Source organism: Streptomyces venezuelae (genome assembly GCF_008642295.1).
In the GTDB taxonomy this organism is placed as follows: domain Bacteria; phylum Actinomycetota; class Actinomycetes; order Streptomycetales; family Streptomycetaceae; genus Streptomyces; species Streptomyces venezuelae_C.
Genome location: NZ_CP029190.1, coordinates 331360 through 351499, shown reverse-complemented (window position 1 = coordinate 351499; position 20140 = coordinate 331360). Strand labels below are relative to the sequence as shown.

Below are 20140 nucleotides of genomic sequence, written 5' to 3'. Positions count from 1 at the left end.
TCTTTCCCTCCCTCGTACCGCCTCCCCTCCCACCCAGACCGCACCCAGGGGTGTCCCATGGCCCAGACGACGTACGAAACCCTCTCCCCGACCCGCCCCCGGATCCGCCGGGATGTGCTCTTCACCGAGACACCGGACGGCGTCCTGTTCCACAACGCCGACGGCGGATTCCGCCTCACCGCCGCATCGGCCTACCGTTTCGCCACCCTGATCGTCCCTCACCTCAACGGCGACCACACGGTGGCCGAACTCTGTACGGGGCTGGGCGACGCCCAGCGCAGAATGGTCTGCGAACTCGTGAAGACCCTGTACGAACGGGACTTCGCCCGCCCCGTCCCGGCCCGCCCCGCCGCCGAACCGGTGCTGCCCGAGGACGTGGCCCGCCGCTACGCCCCGCAGATCGCCTACGCCGACCACTACTCCGACGACGCCGAGGCCCGGTTCCGGAGCTTCCGCGACACCCGGGTCGCCGTCCTCGGCGACGACGAGATCGCCCGCTGGTGCGTGCTCAGCCTGGTCCGCAACGGCTGCGCCGCCATCGGGGTACTGCCGGGCCTGGACACCGCGCAGGCCGAGGCCGAGGCCGCCGAAGCCGCCGCCGACGGGTGCCCGGCCGTGATCGGCCGTCTGCCCGGCGCGCCGGGAGAGCCGTTGGACCCGGCCGCACTGGACGGCTACCAGGCCGTCGTGGTCACCGGCGGCGGGCAGTCCGCCCCGGCCCGACTGCTGCCGCTGCTCCGCGCCGGCCTGCCCGGTGGGCAACTGCTGCTGCCCGCCTGGACGTTCGGCTCGTACGCCGTCATCGGTCCGCAGACCCGGTCCGGCGCGGCAGGCTGCTGGGCCTGCGCCGCACTGCGGCTGGGAGCCGGCGCGACCGAGGGCGGGGCCGCCGCCGCGGCCGAGCTGTGGAGCACGCTGGCACTCCCGGGCGCAGGCGGGCCGGGCACGGCCGTGCCGGGCACGGCCGTGCCGGGCGGCCCGCAGGCGGCGATGATCGGCAACCTGCTCGGCTACGAGCTCTTCCGCGCCGCCTCCGGTGCGCTGCCCGCCGAGACGGCAGGGCAGATCCTGGTCCAGGACCTGGAATCCCTGGACGTCACCGCGGAACCGCTGCTCCCGCACCCGGCCTGCCCGTTCTGCGCCCGGCACACCGAGAAGACCGCGCAGGAGCCGGCCGCCGTCACCCCCGTGGACCTGTCGGCCGCCGGCACCTCCGGCAGGCCCGGACTGCCGACCCTGGACACCGCCCGGGACGCCGACGCCCTCGTCGAGGAGCTCAACCGGCGCGCGGTCCTGGTCCGGCCGCACGCCGGGGTGTTCACCCGCTACGCGGACGAGCCGCTGACCCAGATACCGCTGAAGCTGAGCGCGGTCGAGCTCGGCATCGGCCACACCGGCCGACGGTCCGTGGCCGCCTTCGACGTCCACCATGTCGCCGGCGCCCGGATGCGAGCCCTGGACGCCGCCGCGATCGTGTACGCCGAACACGTGGCACCCGCCCGGCACCTGGTCACTCCCGGCCCCGGCCGGCCGGTGGCGCCCCCGCTCACCGTTGCCTCGGGGGCGGCGGCCGGCTCCGCACCGGTCGCCCACCAACAGGGCGTCTCGCTGCTCACCAAGGAGCCCGTCCTGGTCCCGGCCGGAGCCGTGCGTCCCTTCGGCCCGCACAACACCACCCGCCTGTTCGAACGCACCCGGGCGGGAGCCGGAGCCGGGCCCGCCCCGGCCGATGCGGCAGCCGCCGGACTGCTCTCCGCCCTCGCCCACGACGCCCTGCTGCGCACCGTCCGCGGCAGGGCGGCCCGTATCGTGCCCACGGCCGGGGAGACCGACCCCGAAGTCGCCTTCCTGATCCGGTCGGCGGAGCGCCTGGACCTGCCGGTCGAGCTGCTCGACCTCGGCGAGGCGGCCCACAGCGGCATCCAGGTGCTGCTGGCCCGCTCCGGCGGGCGCTGGGCGATCGGCAGCGACCCGGACCGGCAGGCGGCTGCCGTGGCCGCGCTCCGGGACCTGATCGGCGCCGTCCAGTACGAGCGCGACGAGGCAACCGCCGGAACCACGTCCGGTAGCGCGGCCGGAGTCGTCGCGGACACCGGGGATCCGCTGCTGCGGGACCTGGACGCCCGTACGCTCACCGTCTCGGGAACCGCGCCCGGACTGCCGGGCGCACCGGTCGCGGACTGGCCGGAGGTGCTGGAGCGGCTGCGGGCGGCCGGGCGGGACGCCTATCTGGTGCCGACCGGCCCGGCGGACCTGACCGAGGCCGGGATCCACACCGTACGGGTGCTGCTGACGGCGGTGCAGGAGCCGGGCCATGACGCCTGATCACCCGGCGCCCGCCGTCCTGGCCGACGGCCTGGCCGAAGGCCTCGGGCCGGAGGCCGCCGAGCGGTTCGCCGGCCTGCTCGCCGCCGCCCTCCGGGCCCTGAACGGCCCGCGGGTCAGCCTGTCGGTGCTGGGCCTGCGGGACGCGTTCCGCACGCCCCCGCCCGAAGCCGCCGGGCAGCACCAGGCCACCGTCCCCGTCCACCTGTACGGCCACCATGTGGTGATCGGCACCTCGGACGGCTGTGCACGGTGCCTGGAGCGGCGCTGGCAGGCCGTCCGCTCGGTGGCGCTGCGCGATGCGCTGGAGCTGGGCGGCGGCACCCGCCCGGCCGGGCCCTGGCCGTACGCGCACCCGTTCGCTGCCGGGCAGCTGGCGGCCGTCGTCACGGCCGCTGCCGCTGCGGCTCCGACACCGGTTGACGCAGCCGTGCCGTCGCCCGCCGGCCCGTTCCGCCAGGTACGGCTGCTGGACCTGCGCAGTGGCACCGTACGGCGCTATCCGCTGGTCCCGGACCCGGAGTGCCCGGTCTGCGCCACGCCCGGCACGGACGCCCCGGCCGAGCCGGAGCTGACGGCCGCCCCCAAGTACCGGCCCGGAGTGTTCCGGACCCGGCCCCTGGAGTCGTACGGGATCGAGGTGGCCGCGTTCGCCAATCCGCTGTGCGGCGCCCTGGGACCTTCCCTGGTGCAGGACATCTCCTCCACCAGCACCTCCGCAACCATCGGCTGTTTCTCCATGCGCTCGGGCGAGTACCTGCGCGAGACGTTCTGGGGCGGCCACACCGACTCCTTCGACCGCAGTGCCCGGGTGGGCGTGCTGGAAGGGCTGGAACGGTACGCCGGCATGCGGGCCCGGTCCCGGACCACCAGCGTGTCCGGCACCCTCAAGAGCTTCGGCGCGGACGCCGTCGACCCGCGTGACGTCGGGCTCTACAGCGAACGCTTCCACCGCGACAACCCGCGGGTGCGGCCCTTCGATCCGGACCGGGAGATCCCCTGGGTCTGGGGCTGGTCGCTGCGCGACCGGGTTCCCCGCCTGGTACCGGAGATCCTGACGTACTATCACGCACCCGGTCTGGAGAACCGGTTCGTTCAGGAGAGCTCCAACGGCTGTGCCTCCGGCGGGAGTCTGGCCGAGGCTGTCTACTTCGGCCTGATGGAGGTCGTGGAGCGGGACGCCTTCCTGCTGACCTGGTACGGACGCCAGCCGCTGCCGGAGATCGACCCGGCGAGCAGCGCCCGGCCGGCCACCCGGGCCATGGCCGACCGGCTGGCCATGTACGGCTACCGGGCCCGGTTCTTCGACACCCGGATCACCTTCCCGATCCCGGTGGTGACCGCCGTGGCCGAACGGTTCGACGGCGGCACCGGCCGGATGTGCTTCGGCGCCGGCGCCGGACTCGACCCCGAATCGGCCCTCGACTCCGCACTCTGCGAGATCGCCACCGACGCCGTGAACCTGCCGGGGCGCACCCAGCGGGACGAGGCCCGGCTGCGCGCCATGGCGGCCGACTTCGATCTGGTCACCGCCTTGCACGACCACCCCCTCGTGTACGGGGTCCCCGAGATGGGACGGCACGCCGACTTCCTGCTGCGGGCCCCGCAGTCCCGGATGCGCACGGTCGCCGAGCTGGCCTGGCCGGACGCCGCGGCGCCCGGCGCACCCGCCGTCTCCGCGGACGTACGCGAGGACCTCGACCGGTGCGTCGCGGCCGTGACGGCCGAGGGCTTCGACGTGGTGGCGGTCGACCAGACGCTGCCGGAACAGCGGGCGCTGGGCCTGCACACGGTGAGCGTCCTCGTCCCCGGGCTGCTGCCCATCGACTTCGGCTGGTCCCGGCAACGGGCCCTCGGCATGCCGCGGCTGCGCACCGCCCTGCACGCCGCCGGTCTGCGCGAACGCGACCTGGAGCCAGCCGAGTTCAACCCGGCGCCGCACCCCTTCCCCTGATTCCGCTGCTTCCCCCGCTGGAGGACCCATGGGCTACGCCCATGACTACGCGCACGACATCATGCACCGCGGCCGGATCCCCATGGAGCCCGTCGACTTCGTGCCCGACTGGGCGGACCGGCCCCGGAAGGCGAAGTACTACCCGGGAACCGAGCTGCTGACCCTGCCCACCGCCCCCACTGCCGTGCCCGGTGCCGCCGCGGGCCCGGGGGAGGGGTTCACCCTGCCGCTGCTCGGCGGGATGCTCCAGGACAGCTACGGGTTCACCGGCCGCCGGCTGGCCGTCCAGGCCAACACCGACCTGGCCGCCCTGCCGCACTACACGCACGCCAACTGGTCCCGGGGCACGGCCTCCGGCGGCGGCCTGTACCCGGTCGGCGTCTACTGGGCCGCCGGGGCCGGCGCGCCCGTGGTACCGGGGCTGTACCACTACACACCCCATCAGCACGGGATGCGGCGGCTGCTGGCCGGAGACGTGACCGCGGAGGTGCATGCGGCCCTCGGCGCCGGAGCAGGCGTTCCGGGCGGCGGCCAGTACCTGATCCTCGGCGTCAAGTACTGGCAGAACGCCTTCAAGTACAACAGCTTCTCCTTTCACGCCGTCAGCATGGACGTCGGCGCGCTGATCCAGACCTGGCGGCTCTGGGCCGCGGAACAGGGCCTGCGGATCGCCCCGGTGATGTGGTTCGACGAGGAGCGGCTGGCGCGGCTGATCGGGGTGGCACCCGAGGACGAGGGCTTCTTCGCGGTGATCCCGCTGGAGTGGGCGGGCTCCTCCGGTGCCGTTCCGGCTGCCGTTCCGACTGACGGGCCGCCCGGCGAGCCTCCCGCGGTCGGGCACCGCGACAGCGAACGCTCCCGTACCGTCCTGGAGTTCGAGACCCTGCGCCGGATCCACACCGCCACCCTCGGCCGCGCCGCCGACCGTCCGGCACCCGGCGCCCTCGCCCCGGCCGCGGCCCTCCCGGCCCGCGCCACCGGGCAGCCACCGGTGCCGCTGCCCGCCCCGGCACCGGCCCGGCTCGGCCCCGCGGCTGCGCTGCGCGCCCGGCGCAGCAGCTTCGGCCGGTTCGAGGCCGGCCGCCCGGTCACCGCGGCCGAGCTGGCCGCCACCCTGGCCGACTGCGCCGCCACCTCGCTCGGCTCCGAGGCCGAGGGCCCGGACGGGCCGCGCCTGACCAGCCTGTACGTCTTCGTCAACCATGTCGTAGGCGTGGCACCCGGCACCTACGCCTACGATCCCGACGACCCCGCCGGACCCACCCTGCGGCTGCTGGTACCGGGCCCGCCCGGACCGTTCCTCCAGCGCAACTACTTCCTCTCCAACTACAACCTGGAACAGGCCGCCGCCGTCCTCGTCCCGACCGTCCGCACCACCGCCGTGCTGGACGCCGTCGGCGACCGCGGCTACCGGCTGGTCAACGGCACCGTCGGGGCCGTCGCCCAGACCTTCTACACCACGGCCGCAGCCCTCGGCCTCGGCGCGGGCGTGGCCCTCGGCTTCGACAACATCTCCCACATCGAGCAGCTCGGGCTCACCGGCACCGACGAGGCACCGCTGCTGATCATGCTGCTCGGCCACGAGCGCCCGCGACCCGCCGACTTCCGGCACGAGATCGCCTGAACCGCCCGAGGAGAGCCGACACCATGAGCACCACGGACACCACGGACACCACCGAGACCGCACCTCGGCGCACCACCCGCTGGCAGGCGGGCGACCGTTTCATGCTGCGCGTGGCCGGACTTCCGGCCGGTTCGGTCGAAGCACTGCGCTGCCCCGGCACCGGCCGCTGGGCCGAGGAGGTCCTCACCGCCGAAGAGGCCCTGCGCGCCGGGGCCGAACGCCTCGGTGACCTGCTCCACCACGCGGTCGGCGCCACCGACCCGGCGCCCGACGGGCCGGGCGCCGCCCAGCGCCGCGCCCTGCTGCGGCTGCGCCGGCAGATCCACAACGACCGGCTGCCGGACCGGACCGAAGAGGCCGTCGCCGCGCTCAAGGCCTTCGACGCGGCGGCCGGCGAGGAGCTCACGGCCTGGCTGCACCGGCGCGGCCGGCTGGAGGAACTGCGCGCCGACGGACCGCCCCGGCTCGCCGCCGACCTCGCCCGCGCCCGGGCCGCACTGCGCGCACTGCTCGCCGACGACTGGCTGAGGCTCGGGCTGCTGCTCGCCTCCCCGGTCCTGGAGAGCCAGCTCGACGCCTACACCGCGGCGACCGGCATACCGAACGGCCGGGCCCGCAAGGCGGAGCGCTCGGTGCTCTCGTACGTCTACCGCACGGCCTGCAAGACCAGCCCGTTCAGCACCCTCACGGGCATCGCCACCGGCACCTTCACCGACCCCGCCGCCCCGGGAGCCGCCGCAGCCGCCGCCATCCGTGTCGACGACACCTGGACCAGCCATGTCCGGCTCAATGTGGTGGTCCTGGCCCGGCTGGCCGAGCTGATCCTCGCCGACCCGGTCCGCCGCCGCGACCTGCCGCTGCGCGCCGCCTCCGGCTGGGGCCGCGACGGCGACCGGATCCGGTACGTACGCCGTTCGGTCACCGCCGGCGACGACTCGGCCGCCGTCACCTTCGACGCCGCCTCCGACCGGCTGTTCTTCCTCCGCCGCAGCGGCACCCTGGAGCGGCTGCTGGACCGGTTCGCCGAACACACCGAGCTCCGCCACCAGGAACTGGCCGACTGGCTCGCAGCCGAGCACGGCGCGGGCCCCGAGGACGGCGAGGCGTACCTGACCGCCCTGCGCCGGCTCGGCATCGTCCGGGTGCCCCTCCTCGACACCGAGGTCCACAGCACCGACCCGCTGCGCTCCTTCCGGCAGGCCCTCACCGACCTGGGCACCCCCTGGGCCGACCGGCTGGCGGCCCTCCTTCAGGCGCCCGCCGAAGCGCTGGAACGCTATCCCGCCGCCGGCCGCGCCGAACGCCTGGACCTGCTGCGGGTCCTGCGCTCCGGCCTGCGCCGCGCCCAGGAGGAGCTCGGGGCGCCGGCGGACGCCCCGCTGCCGCAGACCCTGCTCTACGAGGACGTCAGCGCGGGCCGCGCCCTGCCCTGCCCGGCACCCGACTGGGCCGGGCTGCGCTCCGTCGAACGGATCCTGCCCGCCTTCGACCTGACCCTGGCCCAGCGGATCACCTTCGAAGGGTTCTTCACCGCCCGCTACGGCTCCGGCGGTCGCTGCGAAGACCTCCTCGGCCTGGTGCACGACTTCCACGAGGACTTCTTCGACCAGTACCTGTCCTTCACCGCACGGCGCCGGCCCTTCGACGAACACGGCACCTACGTGCCCGAGGAGAACTGGCTGGGCCTGCCCGGCATCCGCGCCCTGGACGAGGCCCGGCGCACCTTCACCGCCCGGATGCGGCAGGCCTGGGACGGGTACGCCGACCCCTCCTGCGCAGACGAACTCCGCCTGGAGGAGGCCGACATCGAGGCGGTTGCCGAGCCGCTGGCACCGCTCGCCCCCTCCTACGCGCCGCGCTGCCACCACATCCAGCCGGCCCGCGACCCCGCAACCGGCCGGCCGCGCACGGTACTCAACCGGTCCTACGGCGGACTCTCCTTCCCCTTCAGCCGGTTCACCCACGTCTACGACCCCCCGGACACCGGCGCCGGCACCGGCACCGGGCTCTCCGACGACCTGCGCGCCACCGCCGCCCGCACCGTCCCCGAGGGCGCCGTCCTCGCCGAGGTCACCGGCGGCCCGGTCACCACCAACCTGAACCTGCACGGACAGCTCACCGACTACGAGATCGTCTGCCCCGGCGAGACCGGCACCCTGCCCGAGGACCGGCAACTGCACCTGGACGACCTCTACGCCGAGCACGACCCGGCGACCGCCCGGGTCACCCTGCGCTCGCACCGGCTGGGCCGCGAGGTCATCCCCGTCTACCTCGGCTATCTGGTGCCGCTGGCACTGCCCGCGATCCCGCGCACCCTGCTGCTGCTCTCGCCGTCCTCGATGTCCCCCCTCGACGTGTGGGCGGGCGTCCCCGAGGGCCCGGCCCGCGGCGATGTGACCGTACGCCCCCGGGTCGTCCACCGGGACGTGGTCCTCAGCCGGCGCAGCTGGACCACCACCGCCGGAGCCCTGCCCGTCCGGGGCGCCCAGGAGGCCGGCCACTTCCTGGACTGGCAGCGCTGGCGCCGCGCCCACGGCCTGCCGGAGCAGGTGTACGCCACCGTCTCCGCGACCCCGGGGGCTCCCGGAGCCAAACCCGTCTTCGTCGACTTCGCCGCCCTGCTGTCGCTCGCCGCCTTCGAGGCGCTGCTCCAGGACCCCGCCCACCGGGTGGTCTTCCGCGAACCGCTCCCCGAGCCGGGCGGCCTGCACACCCGGTCCGACCGCGGCGCCCATGTCGCCGAACTGGCCGTGGAGACCTTCACCACGACCACCACCACCCTCGACCCCTCCTCCCGATCCCCCCGAGACCAGAAGGGCGACGCCGGATGACCGAGCCGACGGACCTGACCCGGACCCGCGGAGCCTGGCAGGCCCTGCACATCTTCTACGCCGCCAACCCCCAGCCCCTGCTGGTGAAATGCGTGCGCCCGCTGATCGACGGCCTCACCGCCGACGGCCTGATCGACGGGCACTTCTTCATCAACTACTGGCTGGAGGGCCCGCATGTGCGACTGCGCCTGCGGCCGGTCACCCCGGCCGCCGAAGCAGAGGTCCGGCGCCGGGCCGAGGAGTCCGTGGCCGCCTTCCTCACCGCCCGCCCCGCGCTCTACGAGGTCGATTCGGGATTCCTCAACGAGTTCTACAACACCCTGTTCGACATAGAATTCCCCGACGGCGACCGCGGAGCATTCACCGGCCCCGACGGCCGGATGAACCTGCGCCCCAACAATTCGTACTCCCGCGAACCCTACGAGCCCGAATACGGGAAATACGGCGGCCCGCTCGGAATCGAGCTGGCCGAATGGCATTTCGCGCATTCCAGCGACCTGGTGATGGACGCCCTGGGCCGGATGAACCTCCATCTGCGCACGGTGCTGCTCGGCACCTCCGCCCAGCTCATGATGGTGATGGCGGCCACCTTCCTGCCCGACCGGGAGGAACTCGCCGACTATCTCGACTCGTACTACGAGTTCTGGCACAAGGCGTTCCCCGGAACCGGCTTCATCGGCTCCACCGAGTACGACCGCAGCTATGCCGACACCGCACCCGGCCTGGCCCGCCGCTTTGCCGCCGTCCGCGCGGCCCTGTCCTCCGGCGAGACCGGCCGGCTCCCCGAGTTCCTCGCCGGCTGGGCCGGCCACTGCCGCGAACTGCGCGACCGCGCCCAGGCACTGGCCCGCTCCGGAAACCTGGTCTTCCGGTCCTGGGACGGCACCCGCGACGAGCCGGTCACCGACCCCGCCGAAGCCCTCCCGCGGCTGCTCTCCCCGTACCTCCACATGACCAACAACCGGCTCCACGTCACCATCCGCGACGAGGCCTACCTCGCCCACCTGCTGGGCCGGGTCCTGCGCGAAGCGCCGGCGCAGCCGGAACACGAGGTCGCGCCGTGACCGGCGGCCCGTCCCCCTCCCTGCTGGACCACCGGCCGGCCCTGCGCCCGGAGATCCTGCTCTCACCGCCCCTGCTCAACGGACCCGCCACCGTCCACCTGGTCAAGGACCCGGTCACCGGAGCCGCCTTCGAGATCGGCGCCAGGGAACACTTCCTGGTCTCCCGGCTCGACGGCACCCGCAGCCTCGCGGAGATCGGCGGCCAGTACGGGCAGGCCTTCGGCCGACGGCTGGACGAGCGGAACTGGCAGCAGCTGCTGACCCTCCTCGGCACCCGCCGGCTGCTGGCCGGCGGCCCGCCGCCGGTCGCCCCCGAACCGAACCCGTCACCGCTCACCGGCGGCCTGCTCCGCGGCAGCCTCCGCCTGGTCGCGGACGCCGACGCGGCCACCGCCCGGCTCCACCGGATACTGCGCCCGCTGCTGCACCCGGCCGTGCTCGGCCTGCTCCTGGCGGTCTGCCTGGCCATGGTGGCCGTCCTCACCGCGGACCTGCCCCGGCTGGCCGACGGACTCGCCTGGACCCTCCGCCGGCCGGTCCCGCTGCTCGCCGTCGCCACCCTGCTGTGGCTGAGCACGGCCCTGCACGAGTTCGCGCACGGAGTCGCCGCCCGCCACGTCGGCGGCACGGTCGGCGAGATCGGCCTGCGCTGGCGGCTGCCCGTCGCCATCATGTACTGCCGGGTCGACAACTACCGCTACCTGCCCCGCCGCCGGGACCAGCTGGCCGTCGCCGCCGCGGGCGCCTTCGCCAACCTGCTGTTCCTGCTCCCCTTCCTCGCCTGGCGGGCCGCCCTGCCCGCCGCCGACCCCACCGGCCGGGTGCTGTCCGCGCTGCTGCTGCTCGGCACCGCGCAGGCCCTGGTCAACCTCCTCCCGCTGCCCCCGCTGGACGGGTACACCCTGCTCGGCCACGCCCTGCGGGTGACCCGGCTCGCCCCGGCCGGCTCCGCGTACCTGCGGCTGCGGATGCGGGACCGGGCCGCCGCAGCCGCCTACCCGGCCCGGGCCCGCCGCATCTACCTGGCCTACGGCATCGGCTCCGCGCTGCTCGTGCTGCTGCTCGCCGCCGGACTCGCCGCCGCGCTCTGGTACGCCGCCACCCGCTGACCTCCCCGCCACCGCAGACCCCGCCACCGCCACCGACCCCACCCGTCACCACACCGAGGGACGCACCACCCATGACCACTGACAGCATCCCGCCCGAGCACCCCGCGGCCATCACCGTCACCGACGTACGCAAACGCTACGGCGACCGCCAGGCCGTGGACGGCATCTCCCTCGACGTCCGGCACGGCGAGTTCCTCGGCCTGCTCGGCCCGAACGGCGCCGGCAAGACCACCCTCATCGAGATCATGGAGGGGCTGCGCGAGGCCGACTCCGGCACCGTCCGGGTGCTCGGCCACAGCCCCTGGCCGCGCAACACCACCCTGCTGCCACGGATCGGCGTACAGACCCAGGCCTCGGCCTTCTTCGTCCGGCAGACCGCACGGGAACACCTGGTCACCGTCGCCGGCCTGTACCGGGCCGACCGCGCCGCCGCCGACCGGACCCTCGCGGCGGTCGGACTCACCGGACAGCAGGACGTACTCGTCGAGAACCTGTCCGGCGGCCAGCGCCAGCGCCTGGCCATCGCGTCCGCCCTGGTCCACGAGCCCGAGCTGATCTTCCTGGACGAGCCGACCGCCGCACTGGACCCGCAGGCCCGCCGCGACCTGTGGGAGGTGCTGCGCGGACTGAAGAGCCAGGGCCGCACCATCGTGTACACCACCCACCACCTCGACGAGGCCGAGGCGCTGTGCGACCGCGTCGCCATCCTCGTCGGCGGCCGGATCGCCGCCCTGGACACCCCGCACCGGCTGGTCACGGCAGCCGGAGCACCGTCCCGGCTGCTGCTGCCCGCCGGCCGGATCGACCTCGGGCAGGCGGCTGCGCTGCCCGGGGTGGACCGGGCCAGTGTCCAGGGAGGCTCGCTGGTCCTGGAGACCGCCGTCCCCGGCCGGGTCCTCCAGGCCGTCGACGCCCTCACCGGGCTCGACGGCGTACTGACCCGCACCGCCACCCTCGAAGACGTCTACCTCGAACTCACCGGCGCGGCCCCCACGTCCGACGGCGCACCGGAAACCCCCACCACGGTCACGGAGTACCAGGCATGAGCGCGTACACGGTCCTCACGGCCGCCGGCTACCGGGCACAGGTCCGGGACAAGGCCACCCTGTTCTTCACCTTCGCCTTCCCCCTCCTCTTCCTCGTCGTCTTCGGCCTGATCTTCAGCGGCCAGGACGTGGAGGAGTCCGGCCGCCCCTACATCTCGTACATCGCCCCCGGAGTGATGTCCTGGGGCGTCGCCAACGCGGCCGTCTTCGGCATCGCCTTCACCCTGATGCAGTGGCGGCGCGACGACCTGCTGCGGCTCATCCGGCTCACCCCCACCCCCCTCACCACCGTGCTGGCCTCCCGGTACGTGCTGGCCCTCGTCGTGGGCGTGGTGCAGGCCGCCGTGTTCGTCGCGGTGGCCATGCTCCCCGGCTTCGGACTCCGGCTGGACGGGCGCTGGCCGCTGGTGCTGCCCGCCCTGGTCCTCGGTATCACCGCCTTCATGGCCATAGGCGTGATCGTCGGCACCTACGCCAACACCCCGGAGGCGGTCGCCGCGATCGCCAACTGCCTGATGGTGCCCATGGCGTTCCTGTCCGGCTCGTTCCTGCCGCTCGACATGATGCCCGACTGGCTGAAGCAGGTCTCCCGGGTCCTGCCGCTGCGCTACCTCAACGACGCCGCAACCGGCGCCCTCACCGGCAGCGGCTCCCTGGGCACCATCGGCCTGGGCTGTGCCGCCCTGCTCGGCTTCGCGCTGCTCTTCGGCGCCATCGGGCTGAAGACCTTCCGCTGGAGCAACCGGCCATGACCACCGCCCCGTTGGAAGCCGCCAGGACCCAGCTCGCCCAGGCCCTGGCCGACCGCGGCACCGGAGCGGACGTGGTCACGGTCGGCGTGCACGACGCCCTCGGGCCGCGCGCCGCCGACCCGTACGCCGCCACCCGGGCGACCGCCACCGTCCATCTCACCGCCCAGGCCGTCCTCATCGGCCCCTGGGGCGGCGACGGCACCGCCCCCGCCTGCGGACGCTGCCTGGCCATGCGCTGGCAGCGGCTGCGCAGCCGCAGCGAGCGCGACGCTCTGGAGACCGGGACGGGCGCCCCGACCACGGTGGCCGGAGACTGGCCCCGGCTGCCCGCCTTCGCACTCGACGCCGCCCATGCGCTGCACACGGCCGTGTTCGACGGCCACGGCAACGGCCACGCCAACGGCCACGGTCACGGCGACGGAACCGCCGTCCGGGCCCCCGGACCCGAGCCCGCCGACCGGGCCCTGCCCCAGGTCACCCGGCTGGACCTGAAGACATACGCGGTGCGCACCCACCCGCTGCTCGCCGACCCGCTCTGCCCCGACTGCGGGCCGCGCGGCACCGACGCCCCCGCGCCCTTCACCCCGCAGTCCCGGCCCAAACCCGCCCCCGGCGCCGCCCGGCTGCGCCCCGCCTCCTCCTATCCGATGCCGTACACGGCGCTCGCCAACCCCGTCACCGGGGTCCTGGGCGGCGGCACCTGGATCAACGTCACCTCGCCCACCACCGCCCCGGTCGCGGGCAGCGTGTTCATGCGCGGGTACGCCGGCCTGACCGACGTCACCTGGAGCGGGCAGGCCAACAGCTTCGCGGCCAGCCGCGACCTCGCCCACCTGGAGGGCCTGGAACGGTACGCCGGCACCCACCGCCGCACCGGCAGCACCCTCCTCACCGCCTCCTACACCGAGCTCGGGGACCGCGCCCTGCACCCGGCAGCCTGCGGGCTCTACCCCGCGCAGACCTACCGGGACGACCCCCTGCTGTCCCCCTTCGACCCCGACCGCCCCATCCCCTGGGTGTACGGGCACTCCCTCCGCGACGACCGGCCGGTCTTGGTGCCGGCCCGGCTGGTCCACTACAGCGCCGGACTGGCCGCCGACAACTTCGTCTTCGAATGCTCCAACGGCTGCGCGATCGGCAGCTGCACCGAGGAGGCGCTGCTCGGCGCCCTCCTCGAACTCGTCGAACGCGACGCCTTCCTCCTCGCCTGGTACGGCGGCCAGCGGCTGACCGCCATCGACCTGGACTCCGTACCCGGCCCGGCGGTCCGCACCATGGCGGACCGGGCCGCCCTCCAGGGCTACGAGGTGCACGCCTTCGACAACCGGATCGACCTGGCCGTCCCGGTGGTGACGGCCCTGGCGGTGCGCCGCGACGGGGGCCCGGGACTGTACTCCTTCGGCGCGGGCGCCGCCCTGGACCCGGCGGCGGCCGTCGAGGCGGCCCTCTCGGAGGTCCTCACCTACATCCCGCACCTGCCCGGGCAGGTCGCCGAACGCCGTACCGAACTGGAGGCGATGGCAGCCGACTTCGGCAAGGTCCGCCATCTGAAGGACCATGCCCAGCTCTACGGGCTGCCCGCCATGGCCGAACATGCCCGCAGCTATCTGGAACCCACGGGCATACGCACCCTCGACGAGCTGTACGGCGACCGGCCGGCCACCACCGACCTCCGCGAGGACCTGCTGTCCGTGGTGGGGGAGCTCACCGGGGCCGGGCACGATGTGATCGTCGTGGACCAGACCACCCCGGAACAGCGCAGGATCGGACTGCGCACCGTGTGCGCGCTGGTTCCGGGGCTGCTGCCCATCGACTTCGGCTGGTCCCGGCAGCGGGCCCCCTTCATGCCGAGACTGCGGACGGCGGCCCGGCGCGGCGGCCTGCGCGCCCACGACCTCGCGGACGACGAGATCCGGATGGTGCCGCACCCGTTCCCGTAACCCGTTCCCTTAACGCCGGATGCCTCCGGCCCCTGTGACAGGGGCCGGAGGCATCCGCGTATCCCGGGCCGACAGGCTTCAGGCCGTCAGGCCGAGCAGGAGGTGGTGCTGGTGGTGGAGGAACAGGTCGAGGTCGAGCTGCAGCTGGTGGAACCGGCGAGCACGACCTCGCTGGCGTCCGAGTAGTCGGAGATCTCGAAGGTCTCGGACTCCAGCTCGAGGATCTCGTCGGCGAGCGAGGCCAGCGGGGACTTCTCCATGATGACTCCCTGTGCAGAGGCGGAAGCGGCGTGCGGGCACCGGCCGGTGCCCGCACCCATCAGATCCCGGGCCGCCGTCACCTCCCCCCGCGAGCCGCTGACACAAGGTGTCAGTGACCTGTCAGAGCCGCCCCGGCGGCCCGCCCCGATCATGGAGCGTATGACCTCCGCCTCCGCCGCCCCGCTCCGCGAGCTGCTGCGGCCCCTCACCACCCTCTACCTGGACCTGCACCGGCACCCCGAACTGTCCGGCGCCGAGGAACGCACCGCCGGGCGGTTCGCCGACTGGCTGACCGGGGCCGGGTACGAGGTCACCCGCGGGATCGGCGGACACGGCGCGGTCGGAGCCCTGCGCAACGGGGACGGCCCCACCGTCCTGCTGCGGGCCGAACTCGACGCGCTGCCGATGCGCGAAACCACCGGCCTGCCCTACGCGAGCGAGGGCGAGGCCGCCCACGCCTGCGGCCACGACCTGCACCTGGCCGCCGCGGCCGGCGCCGCCTCGCTGCTCGCCGGCTCCCGTACCGACTGGCGGGGCACCCTGCTGGTGGCCGGCCAGCCGGCCGAGGAAACCCTCACCGGAGCCCGCGCCCTGCTCGACGACGGACTCTACGAGCGGTTCGGCCGCCCGGACACCGTGCTCGCCCAGCATGCGGCACCGCTGCCCGCGGGCATGGTGGCGCACGGATACGGGCCCATGACCGCGGGCAGCGTCACCTTCCGGGTGGTCGTGCACGGCCGGGGCGGCCATGCCGGCGCCCCCCACCTGGCCGTCGACCCCGTGGTCACGGCCGCCCACGTGGTCACCCGGCTCCAGACGGTGGTGGCCCGGGAGGCGGCACCCAGTGAACCCGTCGCCGTCACCGTCGGCTCCTTCCGGGCCGGCGACCGGGCGAACGTGATCCCAGGCCGGGCGGAACTCGGCATCACCGTCCGCGCGGTGGGCGAGCGCGCGCTGGCCGCCGCAGCGGACGCGGTCGAACGCATCGTCCGAGCCGAATGCGCGGCTGCCGCCTGCCCCCGGGAGCCGGAGATCGACCGGGTGTCCGCCTCCCCGGTCACCCACCCGGACCCGGCGGCCACGGCCGCGGTCCGGGCCGCCCACGCGGCCGAGTTCGGTGCCGAACGGGTCGCGATGTGGCCGCCCACCCTGGCCACCGAGGACTTCGCCCACTACGGCGGCGACGGCATCCGGCTGGCCTACTGGATGTTCGGCACCATCGGCCCCGCCGCCTGGGCCGCCGCCCCGGGCGCCACCGCGGCCGAGAAGCTCGCCGCCCTGCCCGCGAACCACGCTCCGGACTTCGCCCCCGACCCCAGGACCGCGCTGCCGGCGGGCGTGCGGGCCCTGGTCTCCGCCGCCCGGACCGCCCTCGCCGGGTTCCCGGCCGGCACCCCCGCCGGCCCGTAGCCGGCCCGTAGCGGGCCGTGCGGCCGGGCCGGGGCGTACTGGGCCCCGGGGCCGCATGGCGCGCCACCCGGCATCCCGACCGGCGCGGCGCTACCCTCGAACAGGGGCGGGGAAAGGGATGGCCGGTCATGTGCCGTTGGCTCGCCTACTCGGGATCGCCGATCCTGCTCGACACGGTCCTGTACCGCCCGGAACACTCCCTGATCAACCAGAGCCTGCACGCCCGGATGGGTGTCGAGACCACCAACGGGGACGGCTTCGGCCTCGGCTGGTACAGCGCCGACGGGGACGGCACCCCAGCGGTCTTCCGGGACATCGGCCCCGCCTGGAACAACCGCAACCTGCTGGAACTCTCCGCCCACGTCCGGTCCCGGCTGTTCTTCGCACATGTCCGGGCCTCGACCGGCACCGCCATCCAGCAGACCAACTGCCATCCCTTCCGGCACGGGCGCTGGATGTGGATGCACAACGGCTCCATCACCGACTTCCACCGGCTCCGCCGGGACCTGTGCATGGCGGTCGATCCGGCCCTCTTCCCCTCGATCGAGGGGTCGACGGACTCCGAGGTGATGTTCTACCTGGCCGTCACCTACGGACTGGACCAGGACGTGCCCGGCTCGGTGGCCCGGATGGCCGGTCTGGTGGAGCGGCTCGGCAAGGAGCACGGAGTGCCGAACCCGCTCCAGATGACCGTGGCGGTGGCCGACGGCGAGCGGGTCTGGGCATTCCGGTACTCCAGCGAGCGTAAATCGCGGTCACTGTTCTACAGCAGCCGCGCTGAAACGGTTCGGCAGCTGCATCCCGAGGTGGACTTCCTGCGCGGGGTCTCGGAGGCCACCCGGCTGATCGTCTCCGAGCCCCTGGGATACCTGCCCGGTGTGTGGAACGAGCTCCCCGAGGGCAGCTACGCCGTGATTCCCTCCGGGACCGAGGACTACCTGCCGTTCGTCCCGGAGTACATGTAGCCGGGCCCGGCCCCCCCGACCGGATCCGGCCCGTACGGCCGAGCCGTCAGCCCGGCCGTCAGCCGAGCCGTCGGCGCCGCTCCCGGGAACGTCGTACCCACAGGCCGATGCCGGCCCCGGCGAGGGCCGCCACGCCGACCCCGGCCACCGCGATCCAGCGCGAGCCGCCGCCGTCCGCCTCCTGTGCCGCTGCCCGGCCCGGTTCCGAGGGCGGGGGAGCGGCGGGCGGGGTTGAGGGAGCAGCGGACGCGGGGGCGGCAGGGGCGGCGGGGGCGGGCGCGGCGGGGGCGGCGACCGGGCCCGGCGCCGTGACGGTGAGCTCGCGTTCACCCCGCCCCAGCCCGGGGAAACCCGCCTCCACGGTGACCTTCCACTGCCCGGCCGGCAGTGCCTCCGCGGTGGACCAGGCCGTGCCGTCGGCCCCTCCCGTACCGCCGTCGCGGACGAGTTTCCACGGGCCCGCGGTACGGGTGCCGTCGCCGCTCACCGCGTTGACCGTGGCCGCGACCGGACCCTCCACCGGGTCCCCGTCGTTCTCCCAGGTCACCTGGGTGGTGACATGTCCCTCCCGGTGCCCGGTGACGACCACCTTCAGGGTGTCGCCGTGGGCGGCGGCGGGGGCCGGAACGCCGAGGGCCAGGGCGCCGGCCAGCACCGGCAGCACCGGCAGCAGGACGGTTCTGCCGGCGGTTCTGCGGGCTGTTCTGCTGACTGTTCTGCGCATGCACATCCTCCGATGTGACGGCCGGCCGGGCGGGCCGCCCCGTGACGGCCCGCCCGACCCGCTGGTGGATGCCGGATCAGCCGGCCTTGCGGACCGTCCAGACCTGGGACGGACGCCCGTCCACCCGCTGGAGGTCCAGCAGCCGGGCGCCGTAGTACGGGCGGCTGCTGACGGTCAGCGCGTACGCTCCGCTGCGGTCGGTGACCGTGACCGAGGCCCCCTTCGCGGCCAGCTTCCACTGCTGGGCGCCGTTGCCGGCCGCACAGGGCTGCTGGGCCACCCACATGCCGTCGGCAGGGGTGCCGCCGGGCTGCAGGCACTTGCCGGAGGCGGCGGACTTGATACGGACCAGCCCGTTGCCCGCGTCCTCGAAGTACCACTGCTGCTGTGCGTAGCCGTTGCCCTGCGAGCCGACCAGCACCGTGCCGTCGGCCGAACGGCCGCCCCACAGCTCGGCGTTCATCCCGGTGCTGCCGTTGGCCAGCAGGTAACGGGTGCCGGGAGCGGTGGTGCTGCCGCCCGGGCCGGAGGTGCGGAAGGACGCGGTCTTGCCGGGACCGCTGTCCCGGCCCTGGGCATCACGTACCGAGACCGCGACGGTGTACGAGGTGTCGGGGCGCAGGTTGTAGATCCGCAGCGCGGTGCCCTGCACCCAGGTGAGGTGCTTGCCGTTGAACTGCACCTGGTACCAGGCGGCACCCGTGACCTGCGGCCAGCTCACCACGACCGAGTCCGGCTGGATCTGCCCCACGGTCACATCCGGGCCGCTGCCGGGCCGGGGTGCGGTCGGCGAGGGCGTCGGCTTCGGGCTGGGAGTCGGCTTGGGGTTCGGGCCCGGACCCGGGTCCGTACCGCCGCCGCCCTTGGTCCGCATCAGGAACTGGTTGTCGGCGATGTTCCAGTGGGTGGCCAGATAGCTGCCCGGTTTCGGGCTGGTGTGGAAGTAGTCGTCATGGTTGCAGTCGAGGATGTTCTCGGCCGCACGGTTGGTGCAGACGTTGCGCATCTTCGGGTAGTGCGGGCTGTCCGAGTAGCACATGACGTCCCACTCGTCCGTACAGTGCGCGCCCCGGCTGGTGTTGGGGGCGCTGTTGTTCACCGCGCCCAGGTTGTGGCCGAGTTCGTGGGCGGCGGTGTGGCCGCCCCAGCAGCCGGTGTCGGTGCGCCCGTAGGAGGGGCCGAAGTTGCTGAGGTTGGACTGGCCGGGCCGCTCGTCCCCGTTGAAGGTGCCGATGCCGCAGTAGACCTGGCTGTCGGCGAAGATCATGTACTTGCGGTCGCGGCGGTCCAGGCCCTTGCCGGCCAGCGCCCGGTTGGTGGCGCTGAATTCGGCCAGCGCGGAGTCCGGGAGTTCGATGTTGAGCACGGTGGGCGTGCAGTCCGCCGCCGTCACGTACCGGATGTGGCGGGTGCCGCCGGTCTCCTGGGCGCTTGCCGAGTAGATGAGGTCGGCGTCGGCGGCCCATTTGCGGAAGGAGGCGACGTACTGGGAGAACCGGTCGCGGCCGGGCCCGTGGACGTACACCACCTGGACGCGGTTGCCGGTGCTGCCGTCGCCGTCGCACTGGACGGCCTGGCCGGCCGGGGCGGCCTGCGGGGCGGCCGGTGCGGTACCGGCGGCGCCGGCGGCGGGCCGGGGCGGGGCGGAGGGGCTCGCGGCAGCCGCTACGGCTGCGGCCTGGGCGTCGACGGCGGGCGTGTCCTGAGAACGCTCGCCGTCCTGCCCGGGGGCCGGGTCCTGTGTCGCCGGCTTGGCCGGGTCGGCCGCCGCTGCCGTGGTCTTGACCGCGGGCGGGGTGTCCTTCTTGATGTCGACGCCCTTGGGCGGCGCATCGGGGCCGTGTGTGCAGTGGCCGGCATCGGTGCTGTAGACGCCGACGCAGCGGTCTCCCTTGGGCGCGACCTTGAGCCCGTCGTAGACCATGCCCCGGGCCGGCTCGTTGGCCGGCTTCTTCTCGATCGGCTTCGGTTCCTCGTCCCGGGCCGGTGCGGCGGCCGGTACGGCGATATCGGCCGAATGGGCTCCCAGCCGGGCGACAGCAGCCCCGTCGGAGTCCGACCGGCCGGCCTCGTAGGCGAAGCCTCCTGCAACCACCGCCGCCACGGCCATGGCGGCGGTGATGCCTATGAAGCGT

General features: G+C 74.2%; 14 protein-coding genes. 11 read left to right on the top strand and 3 right to left on the bottom strand.

All coding sequences use genetic code 11. From position 1 onward, the window contains the following. Nucleotides 1-57: 57 nt before the first annotated feature. From DEJ50_RS01730 to DEJ50_RS01690, 9 genes are all read left to right on the top strand, one after another. Complete coding sequence (locus DEJ50_RS01730; protein ID WP_150205640.1) at nucleotides 58-2325, top strand: TOMM precursor leader peptide-binding protein; 2268 nt, start codon at nucleotides 58-60, stop codon at nucleotides 2323-2325. Beyond that, the gene (locus DEJ50_RS01725; protein WP_150205639.1) at nucleotides 2315-4279 is read left to right on the top strand and encodes a TOMM precursor leader peptide-binding protein; all 1965 of its coding nucleotides are present in this window, start codon (nucleotides 2315-2317) and stop codon (nucleotides 4277-4279) included. Before DEJ50_RS01730 ends, DEJ50_RS01725 begins: the two co-directional genes overlap by 11 nt. Before the next feature lie 28 nt (nucleotides 4280-4307). Further along, nucleotides 4308-5903 carry a SagB family peptide dehydrogenase gene (locus DEJ50_RS01720; protein ID WP_150205638.1) on the top strand — a complete coding sequence of 532 codons (1596 nt, stop codon included), beginning with the start codon at nucleotides 4308-4310 and terminating at the stop codon, nucleotides 5901-5903. Nucleotides 5904-5926: 23 nt separating this feature from the next. Next, a complete protein-coding gene (locus DEJ50_RS01715; protein WP_223837524.1) occupies nucleotides 5927-8734 on the top strand; it encodes a lantibiotic dehydratase in 2808 nt (935 codons plus the stop codon). After that, nucleotides 8731-9798, top strand: coding sequence for a lantibiotic dehydratase C-terminal domain-containing protein (locus tag DEJ50_RS01710; protein ID WP_150205637.1), 1068 nt, complete (start codon nucleotides 8731-8733; stop codon nucleotides 9796-9798). Before DEJ50_RS01715 ends, DEJ50_RS01710 begins: the two co-directional genes overlap by 4 nt. Continuing rightward, complete coding sequence (locus DEJ50_RS01705) at nucleotides 9795-10907, top strand: peptidase M50 (protein ID WP_150205636.1); 1113 nt, start codon at nucleotides 9795-9797, stop codon at nucleotides 10905-10907. Before DEJ50_RS01710 ends, DEJ50_RS01705 begins: the two co-directional genes overlap by 4 nt. Nucleotides 10908-10978: 71 nt before the next feature. Beyond that, nucleotides 10979-11953, top strand: coding sequence for an ABC transporter ATP-binding protein (locus tag DEJ50_RS01700; RefSeq protein WP_150205635.1), 975 nt, complete (start codon nucleotides 10979-10981; stop codon nucleotides 11951-11953). Beyond that, a complete protein-coding gene (locus DEJ50_RS01695; protein WP_150205634.1) occupies nucleotides 11950-12705 on the top strand; it encodes an ABC transporter permease in 756 nt (251 codons plus the stop codon). Before DEJ50_RS01700 ends, DEJ50_RS01695 begins: the two co-directional genes overlap by 4 nt. Beyond that, nucleotides 12702-14645 carry a TOMM precursor leader peptide-binding protein gene (locus DEJ50_RS01690; protein WP_190344206.1) on the top strand — a complete coding sequence of 648 codons (1944 nt, stop codon included), beginning with the start codon at nucleotides 12702-12704 and terminating at the stop codon, nucleotides 14643-14645. The genes DEJ50_RS01695 and DEJ50_RS01690 overlap by 4 nt, the downstream gene beginning before the upstream one ends. An 86-nt stretch (nucleotides 14646-14731) precedes the next feature. Here the strand turns inward: DEJ50_RS01690 and DEJ50_RS01685 are convergent, their stop codons facing one another. Then, entirely contained in the window at nucleotides 14732-14905 is a 174-nt protein-coding gene (locus DEJ50_RS01685) for a thiazolylpeptide-type bacteriocin (RefSeq protein ID WP_007268044.1), read from the bottom strand. Between the two features lie 160 nt (nucleotides 14906-15065). On the opposite strand from DEJ50_RS01685, the gene DEJ50_RS01680 reads away from it, so the two are divergent. Next, complete coding sequence (locus tag DEJ50_RS01680) at nucleotides 15066-16316, top strand: amidohydrolase (RefSeq protein ID WP_223837523.1); 1251 nt, start codon at nucleotides 15066-15068, stop codon at nucleotides 16314-16316. Between the two features lie 128 nt (nucleotides 16317-16444). Beyond that, nucleotides 16445-17281 carry a class II glutamine amidotransferase gene (locus DEJ50_RS01675; RefSeq protein ID WP_150205632.1) on the top strand — a complete coding sequence of 279 codons (837 nt, stop codon included), beginning with the start codon at nucleotides 16445-16447 and terminating at the stop codon, nucleotides 17279-17281. A gap of 58 nt (nucleotides 17282-17339) precedes the next feature. On the opposite strand, the gene DEJ50_RS01670 is transcribed toward DEJ50_RS01675, so the two are convergent. Both DEJ50_RS01670 and DEJ50_RS01665 read right to left on the bottom strand, forming a co-directional pair. Continuing rightward, nucleotides 17340-18005: a hypothetical protein gene (locus tag DEJ50_RS01670; RefSeq protein WP_150205631.1), complete on the bottom strand. Its 666-nt coding sequence runs from the start codon at nucleotides 18003-18005 to the stop codon at nucleotides 17340-17342. A 76-nt stretch (nucleotides 18006-18081) separates the two neighbouring features. Further along, entirely contained in the window at nucleotides 18082-20115 is a 2034-nt protein-coding gene (locus DEJ50_RS01665; RefSeq protein ID WP_223837522.1) for an RICIN domain-containing protein, read from the bottom strand. Nucleotides 20116-20140 lie beyond the last annotated feature (25 nt).